12 protein-coding genes are annotated in these 12,472 nt (G+C 53.3%); 4 read left to right on the top strand and 8 right to left on the bottom strand.

Annotation, left to right across the window (positions count from 1 at the left end; translation table 11 throughout):
- Window positions 1–176: 176 nt before the first annotated feature.
- Window positions 177–839 (bottom strand): iron-sulfur cluster repair protein YtfE, encoded by a 663-nt coding sequence (gene ytfE, locus GA0061070_RS09885; protein WP_090135734.1) that lies wholly within the window; start codon window positions 837–839, stop codon window positions 177–179.
- A gap of 272 nt (window positions 840–1,111) precedes the next feature.
- On the opposite strand from ytfE, the gene GA0061070_RS09880 reads away from it, so the two are divergent.
- The gene (locus GA0061070_RS09880; RefSeq protein ID WP_090135733.1) at window positions 1,112–2,767 is read left to right on the top strand and encodes a methyl-accepting chemotaxis protein; all 1,656 of its coding nucleotides are present in this window, start codon (window positions 1,112–1,114) and stop codon (window positions 2,765–2,767) included.
- Between the two features lie 47 nt (window positions 2,768–2,814).
- On the opposite strand, the gene GA0061070_RS09875 is transcribed toward GA0061070_RS09880, so the two are convergent.
- The 3 genes from GA0061070_RS09875 to GA0061070_RS09865 form a co-directional block, all read right to left on the bottom strand.
- Window positions 2,815–3,780, bottom strand: coding sequence for a DMT family transporter (locus GA0061070_RS09875; protein WP_090135731.1), 966 nt, complete (start codon window positions 3,778–3,780; stop codon window positions 2,815–2,817).
- A gap of 75 nt (window positions 3,781–3,855) precedes the next feature.
- Window positions 3,856–4,680, bottom strand: a complete 825-nt coding sequence (locus GA0061070_RS09870) for an AraC family transcriptional regulator (RefSeq protein WP_090135729.1) — start codon at window positions 4,678–4,680, stop codon at window positions 3,856–3,858.
- 81 nt (window positions 4,681–4,761) lie between these two features.
- A complete protein-coding gene (locus tag GA0061070_RS09865) occupies window positions 4,762–5,610 on the bottom strand; it encodes an SDR family oxidoreductase (protein ID WP_090135727.1) in 849 nt (282 codons plus the stop codon).
- A gap of 84 nt (window positions 5,611–5,694) precedes the next feature.
- On the opposite strand from GA0061070_RS09865, the gene GA0061070_RS09860 reads away from it, so the two are divergent.
- Complete coding sequence (locus tag GA0061070_RS09860; RefSeq protein ID WP_090135725.1) at window positions 5,695–6,087, top strand: winged helix-turn-helix transcriptional regulator; 393 nt, start codon at window positions 5,695–5,697, stop codon at window positions 6,085–6,087.
- Window positions 6,088–6,186: 99 nt separating this feature from the next.
- Here GA0061070_RS09860 and GA0061070_RS09855 read toward each other — a convergent pair whose 3' ends face one another.
- Window positions 6,187–8,133 carry a bifunctional 2',3'-cyclic-nucleotide 2'-phosphodiesterase/3'-nucleotidase gene (locus GA0061070_RS09855; protein WP_090135723.1) on the bottom strand — a complete coding sequence of 649 codons (1,947 nt, stop codon included), beginning with the start codon at window positions 8,131–8,133 and terminating at the stop codon, window positions 6,187–6,189.
- A 190-nt stretch (window positions 8,134–8,323) separates the two neighbouring features.
- Between GA0061070_RS09855 and cysQ the strand changes: the two genes are divergently transcribed.
- Window positions 8,324–9,064, top strand: coding sequence for a 3'(2'),5'-bisphosphate nucleotidase CysQ (gene cysQ / locus GA0061070_RS09850; RefSeq protein ID WP_090135721.1), 741 nt, complete (start codon window positions 8,324–8,326; stop codon window positions 9,062–9,064).
- On the opposite strand, the gene GA0061070_RS09845 is transcribed toward cysQ, so the two are convergent.
- Window positions 9,054–9,611, bottom strand: a complete 558-nt coding sequence (locus GA0061070_RS09845) for a YtfJ family protein (protein ID WP_090135719.1) — start codon at window positions 9,609–9,611, stop codon at window positions 9,054–9,056. The two genes, cysQ and GA0061070_RS09845, sit on opposite strands and share 11 nt — an antisense overlap.
- 325 nt (window positions 9,612–9,936) lie before the next feature.
- Here GA0061070_RS09845 and GA0061070_RS09840 point away from each other — a divergent pair, with 325 nt between their 5' ends.
- Window positions 9,937–10,143, top strand: coding sequence for a DUF1107 domain-containing protein (locus tag GA0061070_RS09840; RefSeq protein ID WP_003856054.1), 207 nt, complete (start codon window positions 9,937–9,939; stop codon window positions 10,141–10,143).
- Between the two features lie 78 nt (window positions 10,144–10,221).
- Here GA0061070_RS09840 and paeA read toward each other — a convergent pair whose 3' ends face one another.
- Both paeA and msrA read right to left on the bottom strand, forming a co-directional pair.
- On the bottom strand, window positions 10,222–11,559 hold the full coding sequence (gene paeA / locus GA0061070_RS09835; protein ID WP_090135717.1) for a polyamine export protein PaeA: 1,338 nt from the start codon (window positions 11,557–11,559) through the stop codon (window positions 10,222–10,224).
- Between the two features lie 179 nt (window positions 11,560–11,738).
- A complete protein-coding gene (gene msrA / locus GA0061070_RS09830; protein ID WP_090135715.1) occupies window positions 11,739–12,383 on the bottom strand; it encodes a peptide-methionine (S)-S-oxide reductase MsrA in 645 nt (214 codons plus the stop codon).
- Window positions 12,384–12,472 lie beyond the last annotated feature (89 nt).

The raw sequence follows: 12,472 nt of genomic DNA, 5'->3' as shown, positions 1-12,472 counted from the left end.
CCTGTGAAGCCAGAGAAAGTGATGACAGGTTAAAGCGGGAAAATATCGCGATCGCGACCTGCGGTCGCTACAAAAGAAGAACCCCATGCAAAAACATGGGGTTCGTCAGCAGTCTGAGAGCCGCAAAGCGGCTCTAAACTTCCATGAATCAAGGGCGCTCTTTTGGGCGCCTTTTATTATTCCCCAGCGAGGGCACGCGGAAACAGGTTATTGTTTTCCAGACTGATGTGTTCCATCAGATCGTCAATTAACAGATTGATGCCGTTATACATGGCTTTCCAGGTGGTGCAGGCTTCCGGCGGCGGCGTAACATTGTTGGTGATGTGCTTAATGACTTCCAGCAATTCACCAGCTTCATCGTGTTCACTCTCCATCACCGTAATCGGCCCAATGGCCTGCGAACCCATGCCCTGTTTGATCATCGGGAACAGGATCTGCTCCTCTTTCATCATATGGCTGGAAAGCTCCTGGTGCAGCATCGTCAAATATTTGGTTAATCCGTGCGGCACATTCGGTTTATCGGCATGCACGCGTTCCACTTTGGTGGCCTGCAAAATCAGTTCCGGCAGTTGTTCGCGGTGGCGATTATGGTAACGCACGATAATGTGGTCGATGATTTCCGAAAGTTTAGCAACGCGCCAGTCTTTCTCGATGGGCTGCTCGGCTAGTTTTGCCAGCTCGATTTCAATCACATCAATATCCAGCTCTTTGCGCGCCGCAGAGCGCCCCAGTGTTTGCTTACCACCGCAGCAGTAGTCCATATCGTATTGACGGAACAGTGCGGAAGCGCGAGGGATTGAGAGCGCCAGCTCACCCAGGGGTTGATCGCGAAAAGCCATAGCAGTTACCTCATCGTGAAATTATAAAATGCATTTTAAATACATCTTTTCATCAATGATATACCCCTTTGGGAGTGGGGTAAAAACTGGCTTATGCCCTAATTACACAAAAATGTGACATTTGTCACAAAAAATATTGTGCATGCTAACTTGTTGAATATGAGTAACTTTATTGAAAAATTTTGGATGTGACTTTGTATCTGGATTAAACAACTACGTAACGCTGCCGATACAGATACTTAGACCATTCCCATATTAAAAGAAGGCCTATTATGTTCAAGCGTATTAAAGTTATTACATTACTAATTATGGTATTGCTCGTACTGGGTACGATGCAGCTTATCTCTGCCGGCGTGTTTGTCAGCGCTTTGAATAATGACAAAAACAATTTTAACGTTTCTCATCTCTCCAGCCAGAACGTTTCTGCGTTCACCGATGCCTGGATTAGCCTTAACCAGGCGCGCGTCACGTTGAACCGCGGTATGTTGCGCTTACAAGGTAGCGCCGCCGGCCAGATCAATGGCGGGCAACTGAGCGAGCTGGTCAACACGACTACTGACTTGCTGAATCAGGCGCAAAAGTATTTTGAAAAATACAAATCGATAACGAACACGCCGGGGCTGGATCCAAATCTTTCCAGTGACCTGGAAAAACAGTACGGCATTTACCATGCGACGCTGACAGAAATGAACCGTCTGCTGATGGCGGGCAATCTGGAAGATATGTTCCGCCAGAATGCTGAAGAAAAACAGGTCGCTATGCAGAAAAGCTACCGCGCATGGCGGGATGCTCAGGCTGTACTGGCGAGCCAGGGCGTGATCGAAAACGAGAGTGATTACCAGCGTATCCTGTGGATTCTGGGTGTCGTCATGGTTGTTGTTCTGGCCGTGATCATCATCAGTTGGATGGCGATGCAGCGTGTACTGCTGAAACCGCTGCATGAAGTGATAGGGCATATCCGTTACATTGCGGCAGGCGATTTAACACACGCAATCGATGCCGAAGGCAAAAACGAGATGGCGCTGCTGGCGCAAAACGTGCAGGAGATGCAGCAGTCACTGACGAAAACCGTCAGCGTGGTTCGCGATGGCGCCGATACCATTTATACCGGTGCGGGAGAAATTTCAGCCGGTAGCAACGATCTCTCTTCCCGTACCGAGCAGCAAGCAGCCTCGTTGGAAGAGACTGCGGCCAGCATGGAACAGCTGACAGCAACGGTGAAGCAGAACGCCGACAACGCCCGCCAGGCGACGCAACTGGCGCAGAATGCCTCCAGCACGGCGAAAAAAGGTGGTCAGGTTGTGGAGGGCGTGGTGCGTACGATGGACGAAATTGCCACTAGCTCCAGCAAAATCGCGCAAATCACCAACGTGATCGACGGCATCGCCTTCCAGACCAATATCCTGGCGCTGAACGCTGCGGTTGAAGCCGCCCGCGCTGGCGAACAAGGCCGCGGTTTCGCCGTCGTTGCTGGCGAAGTTCGTACGCTGGCGCAGCGCAGCGCGCAGGCGGCGAAAGAGATCAAAGGGCTGATCGAAGATTCCGGCAGCCGCGTTGACGCAGGCGCTGAGCTGGTACATCAAGCCGGAGATACAATGAAAGAGATCGTCAGTGCGGTCACCCGCGTGTCGGATATCATGGGCGAAATCTCATCGGCTTCGGATGAGCAAAGCCGCGGTATCGACCAGGTGGGTCAGGCTGTTGCTGAGATGGATCGCGTTACTCAGCAGAACGCCTCGCTGGTGGAAGAATCTGCTGCCGCAGCAGCCGCGCTGGAAGAGCAGGCCGCACGCCTGACGGAAACGGTAGCGGTATTTAAAATCAACCGTAACCGCAGCTTGCGCACGCCTGCGCTGGTAAAACCGGACAGCAAACCGCAGGCGAAAGCCGCAGAGAGCCTTAGCGAAGCGAACTGGGAAACCTTCTAAATCCTCGCTTCAGGCTGACCAGACCCGGCGCAATGACGCCGGGTTTTTTATTCCTGCGCTACTGAAATAACACTTACTTTTTGCGGTTTAGACAGCACCGCCATCACCACGCCACACACCAGCAACACAACGCCGCAAAAGGTGAGCAGCGGCGGGATGCTCTGGCGCAACAGGAAGGTATAAAGCAGCCCGGCCAGCGTTTCGAAAACAATCAGCGGGCCGACTATAACCGTTGGCAGACTCTGGCAGGCGATATTCCAGCATAGCGCGCCTACCCACGAGCAGAGCACGGCAATAGCAAACATCAGCACGACAAACACCAGCGGATGCGGGCCGAACGGCAGGGGAAAATCGGGTTGTTGTACACCAAGCCACAGGCAGGCGGCGAGATAACCGATCAGCGAGACAGGCAATGTGACCAGCGCCTGCGCCGTCGCCCACATCATCGGGTTTTTATCCGGGTTCTCCCGCAACCAGCGGGCGTTACGCAGGGCATACCATGCCCAGCAACCCACCGAGGTAAAGGCCAGTGCGATCCCCGAACCGTAACGGCTCCAGGTGAAACCCGGCAGACCATGGCGCAATTCGGCGATATTGACGCACATCAGACCAATAGCGATGCAGGCAAGCGTGGGCGCCAGCCGACGCCAGGAGAGTTTGCCGTCCCGCTGGCTATAGAGCAGGTTGGCACACACCGGAATCACCACCGGCAGGGTGGCGATGATCATGGTCGATACCGGCGCGCCAGTACGCTGGATGGCGCTCGCCAGACAGACGTAATAAATCAGGTTACCCATCATCGTCAGTGCCAGCGCAGTCATCCAGTCGCCGCGCGTTAACTGGCGCAAACGTACTCGACCGAGCCACGCCAGCGGCAGGGCGATCAGGCCCAGCGCCAGATAACGACCAGTGGATTGCAATACCGCCGGGTAATCCGGCACGATCAGCGGCCCAACAAAAATTAAGCCCCACAACAGCCCGGCAAGCAGGGCATACAACACACCACTAATCATCATTCCATCCACGTTTACATTGGCTGTCGCCAGTGTAGGGAAGCGATGGTGCAAAATATTGTATGAGATTGCGCTTTAACGGCGGATAACTTGCTTCTGGTAACGCACTGGCGTGATGCCGTAGCGGTGGGTAAAGGCGCGTGTCAGATGCGATTGATCCGTCAGCCCGGTCATGGCAGCGACGTCTGCCGCAGGCATACCCTGCGTGAGAAACGCTTTTGCCCGCCACAGGCGGATCGCCATTAACATCTGGTGTGGCGTGACATGGAAGTACGCCTTGAACTTGCGTTGAAAATGGTACGGGCTAAGCGCAGCAACGCTCGCTAACTCGTCCAGCGTCAGGCTGCGCATATAGTTGTCGTGCAGATAGTCGCGTACGCGTTCAAAACGGTGTGCGCCTTCCGGGCGCTGCGGCGCGTGATGCGCCAGCGGGCGAAAAGTATCGATCAGATCCAGCAAAATACCTTGCTGCGCCAGCGGATCATCGGTGTGCCACAGGCCATGGATCTGCGAGCAGATCTGCCGGGTGCGTAGCGGATCGGGACGCATTACCTCGCTGAACCACCACTGGCGGACGCCGGTCACCTCCTCAAGCAACTGCGGATCGAGATAGACCATGCGATAACGCCAGCCGTCGTCGGCTGCCGCTTCACCAGTATGCAGCTCGTCGGGGTTCATAGTGACCACGGAATTGGCCGGGGCGACATACTGCGTACCGCGATAGCGAAAGCGTTCGGCACCGGCTTCAATGGCGCCAATGCCAAACGCTTCATGGGTGTGGGGTTCGAACGCGTAACGGGAAATATGCGCGTGGTACAGCTCAACGCCCGGCACCTTTGCCAGATGGCGGAAGCGCGCGCAATCTCGCTCGTCGTTAAACTGTTCTGGTACGCCTTCCACAATGCTTCTCCACGCGGGTCATCGCTGCATTATTCAGGATGACCCGGCGGCAGGCTACAAAAATTAACCAATATTTAACCGTCACGCCAGGGCATTGACGCTGTCAGCGATCGGCGTGGTCGGGCGGCCAATCATCTTGCTGAGCGTTTTGCTGTCATCAAACAGACCGCCTTTTGCGGCTCCGGCATCGGAATCCGCCAGCAGATTAGCAAACACGTCCGGCAGGCCAGCGCCTTTTAGCGCAGCGGCAAAATCCGCCTCGCTCAGGTTTTGATAAACGATGTTTTTGCCGCTGGTTTTACTTAACAGGGCGGCCAGTTCGCTCAATGTCCAGCCGGTATCACCCGCCAGTTCATAAACTTTCCCGGCATGGCCCTCTTCGCTAAGCACACGAGCAGCAGCGGCAGCATAATCCGCGCGGGTCGCCGAGGCTATTTTGCCGTCACCTGCGGCCCCAATAAAGACACCGTGCGCCAGTGCCGCTGGTGCGCTGGCAAGGTAGTTTTCGCTGTACCAGCCGTTGCGCAGTAATGCATACGGAATGCCGGATTCAGCGAGCATTTTCTCGGTTTCGACATGTTCGACGTGCAGGCCGAGAGGGGATTTATCCGCATGCAGCAGGCTGGTGTAGGCGATAAATTTCACCCCTGCGGTTTTAGCAGCATTGATTACATTACGGTGCTGTGCGGCGCGCTGGCCCACTTCGCTACTGGAGATCAGCAACAGTTTATCGACGCCTGCCAGCGCCTGCGTTAGCGCGGCCTGGTCGCCGTAGTCGGCCTGACGCACCAGTACACCCTGTTTGCTCAGCGCTTCGGCTTTCGCCGGGTTACGAACAATGGCGACGATTTGTTTTGCCGCGACGGTTTTCAACAGCTCTTCTACCACAAACTGGCCCAGGTGGCCGGTTGCGCCGGTAAGTGCGATCATGGTGTTCTCCTTACGTGTTCAGTGAGTGTTGTGGTAAGCTATCACTCAAACTAACTTTTAGTAAGTACGTACAAAAAGGTAAGTATGAAAACAGTTTCTGCACCCCAGACCTTGAGTGAACAGATACGCGACGGTAATTTGTTCGCCGAGCAGTGTCCGTCGCGGGATGTCCTCAAACATGTGACCAGCCGCTGGGGCGTGTTGATCCTCGTGGCGCTGCGTGATGGCACGTACCGTTTTAGCGATCTACGCCGCAAGATGGGCGGCGTGAGCGAAAAGATGCTGTCGCAAAGCCTGCAATGGCTGGAGCAGGATGGTTTTATTAACCGTGTCGCGTACCCGGTTGTACCACCGCATGTTGAGTATAGTCTGACCCCACTCGGCGAGGAGGTCAGCGAGAAGGTGGCCGCGCTGGCGGACTGGATAGAACTGAATATTCCACAGGTGCTGGCGCATCATGCGAAACAGGTGGCGTAGACCCGGTAAGCATCAGCGCCACCCGGCAAGATGCCGGATAGCGCTGCGCCGACTGGATGATACCGGACGATAAAAGGTATATCTTCCGGACCGGGTTAATCAGGACTTGTTTAAATTGATGCTATAAATCGCGAAACCGACTTCGTCGTTCCCCACTTTTTGCATCGGATAACGTGCGTTCTGTTTAATAAACGCGGCGGCTTTCTCCGTCGGCGCAGTTTCAAAACGAATATCCAGCTTGTGGCTTGTGTGAACCGGTGCCAGTTGCCAGTTGTTATCTGCGGCGGGATGGATTTCCCCGACGCGCTTCGTTTCATCGCTGATCCACTTTGCCAGCACGGCGCGGTTTTCATCCGGCGAAGCAAAAGCGATATGGCTGTCGCCGGTTCCGGCAAACTTACCGCCGTAGGCGCGGTAATTATTGGTGGCGACGAGGAAAACCGCATTCGGATCGATAGGCTTGCCGTTGAACGTCAGATCCTTAATACGCTCCGCCTGCGGGTTTATACTCTGGCATTCGCCATCGTAACGCGCAGGTTGCGTCACATCGATCTGATATTTCACGCCGTCAATAACGTCGAAGTTATAGGTGCGGAAACCATCCCAGTTAATCAGGCTTTGCGGCTTATCGCTGTTGGGATCGATTTGATTAAATTGCCCGGCAGAACACTCCAGCCACTCTTTTACTTCTTTACCGGTCGCTTTTACCACCACTAACGTGTTGGGGTAGAGATAGAGATCAGCGGCATTACGGAACGTGAGCTGACCTTTTTCCACTTCAACAAAACTGGCAGGATCGTTTTTACGCCCACCCGCTTTAAATGGAGCGGCAGCAGAGAGCACCGGCAGTTTCGCCAGATCGGGATCGCCCTGAATAAAGCGTTCCACGTAAGCTTTTTGCGCGTTATTCACCACCTGTACAGTCGGATCGTCCTGCACCAGCGACAGGTAGCTGTACATGTTATCGGCCGATTGACCAATTGCCTTCCCCACAAAATGACGCGTGGCGTCATGATCGTGTTTTAGGATCTCGACCAATTTGCTGTCCTCGCCAACGAGGGCTTTCTTCGCCGCTGCGTCGTAGATGGGGCGCGCTTCGGCTTTGGATTGTGTCACCTGCCATTTGCCTGAATCGTTGTTCAACACCAGATCGACGACGCCAAGATGATCGCCCCACATGCCCGGCATCACCGACGGAATACCATTCAGCGTGCCTTTGCTGATATCTGCGCCTTTGATGGCGGCAAAATCTTTACCCGGGAAGACGGCATGAGCGTGACCAAACAGAATGGCATCGACACCCGGCACTTCGCTCAGGTAGTAAACGGAGTTTTCCGCCATTGCCTGATATGGCTCCGCCGACAGCCCGGAGTGTGCCACCACGACCACCAGATCAGCACCTTTGGCGCGCATTTCCGGCACGTAGCGGCGCGCGGTTTCGGTGATGTCATTGACCGTCACTTTGCCGCTGAGGTTGGCTTTATCCCACACCATGATTTGTGGCGGCACAAAGCCGATATAACCGATGCGCAGCGTGTGGGGTTTGCCCTCTTTATCCTGCACAGCAGTCTCTTTAATCAGGTAAGGCGTGAACAGCGGTTTTTTGCTTTTGGCATCAATAATATTGGCATTTACATAAGGGAATTTCGCCCCTGTCAGTGCTTTGTGCAGGTAATCAAGGCCGTAGTTAAATTCGTGATTGCCGAGGTTACCAACGGCGTAATCAAGGGTATTCATTGCCTTATAGACCGGATGAATGTCCCCGGCTTTAAGCCCCTTTGCCGCCATATAGTCGCCCAGCGGACTGCCCTGGATTAAGTCGCCGTTATCCACCAGCACGCTGTTTTTGACTTCGCCCCGTGCGGCGTTGATCAGGCTGGCAGTGCGCACCAGTCCGAATTTTTCCGTCGCGGTATCTTTGTAGTAATCAAAATCCATCATGTTGCTATGCAAATCAGTGGTTTCCAGAATACGCAAATCCACCGTTGCAGCCTGCACGCTGGCCGCAATCAGCGTCGCCAGAAGCGTTGCACTAAACTTAATCATCAGAGGCATCCTTTTTCGAACTAAGCCACAAAAGAAACTGTTATGTACATTTTGTTGCTTACAGAACTGTGAATACTGACATAAAAGTGAGCAAAGAAAACGCAATCGCTATCACAGATGGCAGATTCCAGCGCAATGCGATATAAGTAAAACAACGAGTTACAAACCACTGAACAGATAAGAGGTGGATATGTTAGATGCAATTTGCCAACTCGCGCGGGAAGCGGGTGACGCCATTATGCAGGTGTATGACGGTCACAAACCGATGGAGGTCACCAGCAAGGTGGATGATTCCCCGGTGACCGCCGCAGATATTGCGGCCCACGGCGTGATTGTACGCGGTCTGCAGGCGCTGACACCGGATATCCCGGTGCTCTCGGAAGAGGATCCGCCCGCGTGGGAAATTCGCCAGACATGGGGACGCTATTGGCTGGTGGATCCGCTGGACGGCACCAAAGAGTTTATCAAGCGTAACGGCGAGTTCACGGTTAATATCGCCCTGATTGACGAGGGAAAACCTGTGCTGGGCGTAGTCTACGCGCCGGTTCTGAAAGTGATGTATTCTGCCGATGAAGGAAAAGCGTGGAAGGAGGAAGCGGGACATCACCAGCAGATTCAGGTGCGTAATGCGCGTCCGCCTCTGGTCGTGGTCAGCCGCTCCCACGCCGACGATGAACTGAAAGAGTATTTACAGCAACTAGGCGAACATCAAACCACGGCAATTGGTTCATCGCTGAAGTTCTGCCTGGTTGCGGAAGGGAAAGCCCAGCTCTATCCGCGTTTCGGGCCGACCAGCGTCTGGGATACGGCGGCAGGGCATGCTGTTGCGGTAGCAGCCGGGGCGCATGTTCGCGACTGGCAGGGGCGTACACTGGATTACACCCCGCGCGAATCCTTCCTCAACCCCGGCTTTCGGGTTTCTATTTACTGAGTAACTTGTGCAGCAGGTCTATCACCTGCTGCACCTCTTGCTGGCTTAACCCACCGTCTTTAGCAAACTGCACGCGGCCTTCTTTATCCAGCACGATAATCGCGGAGCTCTCTTCGTCCAGTTGCCACGCTTTGCGCGTCACACCTTCGCTATCCACAATAAATTGCGACCACGGATAGAGTTTTTTGTTGCTCTCAATGCTGCTGCGCACAAACATGGCGCTGCCCGGAATAGCATCATCGGTGTTAACGATGGTGGTGGTCTGATAGCGGTCATGGGGCAGATTTGCGGCTTTTATCGCCTCAATCAGCCCGGCATTCTTCTCTTTAGCGGAGGTGCGACCAGCAATATGCTGCACAACCCGTACTTTGCCTGGAAGTTGGGCGCTGTTCCAGTTTTTATAGCTAAACTTGTCATTATCAAGAATCAACTCCCCTCTGTCGGCGATGCCCACAGGCGGCACGCGCTGATTGGTTTCTAAGTTATGGGCTGAAGCCATCAGCGGCAGTAACAGGCATGTCGCTGCCAGGATAGAACGTAGGGTCATGGTGTTTCCTTATCGTTATGCAGGTGATCCGACCACTTGACTTACGGTTTTAATCATAAATGCGATCTATCTGTTTTTCCCGCAAGCAGGGTGCCAGTTTGCGGGCGGACGCACATATCTGTGAAAAAACGTAGCTTTATACTGCGTGGATTAAGTGGCTAAAAAGAATACTCTGAATAATTGTCATCAAAAGGTAAATAAAGTTATTCATACTATGTATGTGTGAGGTTCTGAACTATAGTCATTGAGCATTAAAATTTGCGCTCACCAACGCTGGTCCGATTGTGGAACCGCAAGGGCGTAATGCTTTACAGGAGAAACAAGAATGAAAATTTTCCAGCGTTACAACCCACTTCAGGTGGCTAAGTACGTAAAAATCCTGTTCCGTGGACGGTTGTATATCAAGGACGTTGGCGCTTTCGAGTTTGACAAGGGGAAGATCCTTATCCCGAAAGTGAAGGACAAACAGCATCTGTCTGTGATGTCCGAAGTCAACCGTCAGGTTATGCGTCTGCAAACAGAGATGGCTTAACCAACCCGTTGTGCTATGCAGTAGTTTAAGTACTAAAAGAAACGGCCCCGCAGGGGCCGTTGATATTTCAGCAGGCGATTACGCCACGCCTTTATCTTCCGCGTCGGGCAGCTTTGGCGTCAGCAGTGTCGTGCGGGTGTCGATACGGGTAACCAGCAGTTGATCGATGCGATAGTTATCGATATCCACCACCTCAAACTTATAGCCGGAGAATTTCACCGCATCGGTGCGTTTGGGGATCTTACGCAGCATAAACATCATAAAACCGCCGATGGTTTCATAGTTGCCGGACTGCGGAAATTCATCGATATCCAGCACACGCATCACGTCATCAATCGGCGTACCGCCATCTATCAACCATGAGTTTTCATCACGGGCGACAATCATCTCTTCCAGTCCCTGGCCGATCAGATCGCCCATCAGCGTGGTCATCACGTCATTAAGGGTGATAACACCGACCACCAGCGCGTATTCGTTCATGATCACCGCGAAGTCTTCACCAGCAGTTTTGAAACTTTCCAGCGCTTCCGAGAGGGTTAAGGTGTCCGGCACGATCAGTGTGTTGCGGATCTGCACGCCGCTGTTCAGCGCCATGCTTTGATTCGCCAGCACACGGTTGAGCAAATCTTTGGAATCAACATAGCCGACGATATGGTCGATATCATCGTTACAGACCAGAAATTTGGAGTGCGGATGTTCAGAGACTTTGTTTTTCAGGCTCTGCTCATCTTCATGCAGATCGAACCAAATCACGTTCTCGCGCGAGGTCATTGACGACGGCACGGTACGTGACTCCAGTTCAAACACGTTCTCAATCAACTCATGTTCCTGCTTACGCAGCACCCCGGCTAAGGCTCCGGCTTCCACGACGGCATAAATATCATCGGAGGTGATGTCGTCTTTGCGCGCCATCGGCAGTTTGAAAATGCGGAAGATGACGTTGGCCAGGCCATTGAAGAACCAGACCAGCGGACGGAAAACGAACAAACAGAAGCGCATCGGGTTGATGATACGCAAAGCCACGGCTTCGGGCGCAATCATACCGATGCGTTTCGGTGTCAGGTCGGCGAACAGAATAAACAGCCCGGTCACCAGCGAGAAGGAGATAATAAAGCTGAGCTGTTCGGCAAGCTCGGGGGAAACGATGTTGATCAACATGCTGTGAAAAACGGGAGAGAAGGCTGCATCGCCGACGATACCGCCAAGAATGGCGACGGCGTTAAGACCAATTTGCACCACCGTAAAGAAAGTGCCGGGCGTTTCCTGCATTTTCAGGATGCGTTGTGCGTTGATGTTGCCTTCATCGGCAAGCAGTTTGAGCTTAATTTTTCGCGATGCGGCGAGTGAGATCTCTGACAACGAGAAAAACGCACTTACCGCGATCAGACAGAGTATGACTAAAATGCTGTTTAACATAATTTATCCAGCTATTAACCGGATCCTCGGAAGGGGTTTTGAATATCCATGTGGTAAACACAATGAAAGCCGGCCCGAAGCGGTGAGCCGGCAATTTCGAGGGGTAGTATAGCGTAAGCCTGTCGCAAGCTGCCAGAGACTTAATTTTCGCCGAAATGCGTGAAAGTTCCCTTACTATTTTACGGGGTGAGCTGCGGCGGTAAACAAACTCCAATCCCACCGATACCGCAGTAGCCATGCGGGTTTTTATACAGATACTGTTGGTGCTCATCTTCCGCGTAGTAGAACGGTGTTGCGGATTTGATCTCAGTGGTGACGGTACGCGCATCTCCGGCGCTGCGCATGGCCGCCTGGAAACGTTCAAGACTGGCGTGTGCGGCGGCGTTTTGCTCCGGTGTTAGCGGGTAGATCGCTGAGCGGTACTGAGTGCCGAGATCGTTACCCTGACGCATTCCTTGCGCCGGATCGTGGTTTTCCCAGAACACCTGCAACAACTGCTCGTAACTCACTACTTTTGGGTCGTATACCACGCGCACGGCTTCGGCATGGCCGGTTAGTCCGGTGCACACTTCGCGATAAGTCGGGTTTGGCGTATAGCCGCCGGTGTAGCCCGCAGCGGTACTGTAGACGCCCGGCAACTGCCAGAACAGGCGCTCTACGCCCCAGAAACAGCCCATAGCAAACAGTGCAATCTCCATACCTTCCGGAATATGGCTCATTGAATGCTCGTTGACAGCGTGTAAACTGGCGACAGGCATGGGTGTATTGCGTCCGGGCAATGCTTCTGATTGAGAAACAAGGTCTTTTTTATCGAAAAAGCTCACGGTGATACCTCCCGGAGAGAGTAATTATGGTTAGGGTTGTGTTGTGGCGTGTGTTTTAACACAATAAACATCACAAATCAGGCTAGATT

This window comes from Kosakonia oryziphila, assembly GCF_900094795.1.
Lineage (GTDB): Bacteria > Pseudomonadota > Gammaproteobacteria > Enterobacterales > Enterobacteriaceae > Kosakonia > Kosakonia oryziphila.
This window is presented reverse-complemented; position numbering and strand designations above follow the sequence as displayed.

Excerpts from the sequence above, each read along its gene's own strand:
- ytfE (WP_090135734.1), bottom strand. The coding sequence starts at position 839 with ATGGCTTTTCGCGATCAACCCCTGGGTGAGCTGGCGCTCTCAATCCCT.
- GA0061070_RS09875 (WP_090135731.1), bottom strand. The coding sequence starts at position 3,780 with ATGATTAGTGGTGTGTTGTATGCCCTGCTTGCCGGGCTGTTGTGGGGC.
- GA0061070_RS09880 (WP_090135733.1), top strand. The coding sequence starts at position 1,112 with ATGTTCAAGCGTATTAAAGTTATTACATTACTAATTATGGTATTGCTC.
- GA0061070_RS09840 (WP_003856054.1), top strand. The coding sequence starts at position 9,937 with ATGAAAATTTTCCAGCGTTACAACCCACTTCAGGTGGCTAAGTACGTA.
- GA0061070_RS09865 (WP_090135727.1), bottom strand. The coding sequence starts at position 5,610 with ATGATCGCACTTACCGGCGCAACCGGCCACCTGGGCCAGTTTGTGGTA.
- GA0061070_RS09845 (WP_090135719.1), bottom strand. The coding sequence starts at position 9,611 with ATGACCCTACGTTCTATCCTGGCAGCGACATGCCTGTTACTGCCGCTG.
- GA0061070_RS09855 (WP_090135723.1), bottom strand. The coding sequence starts at position 8,133 with ATGATTAAGTTTAGTGCAACGCTTCTGGCGACGCTGATTGCGGCCAGC.
- GA0061070_RS09860 (WP_090135725.1), top strand. The coding sequence starts at position 5,695 with ATGAAAACAGTTTCTGCACCCCAGACCTTGAGTGAACAGATACGCGAC.
- paeA (WP_090135717.1), bottom strand. The coding sequence starts at position 11,559 with ATGTTAAACAGCATTTTAGTCATACTCTGTCTGATCGCGGTAAGTGCG.
- cysQ (WP_090135721.1), top strand. The coding sequence starts at position 8,324 with ATGTTAGATGCAATTTGCCAACTCGCGCGGGAAGCGGGTGACGCCATT.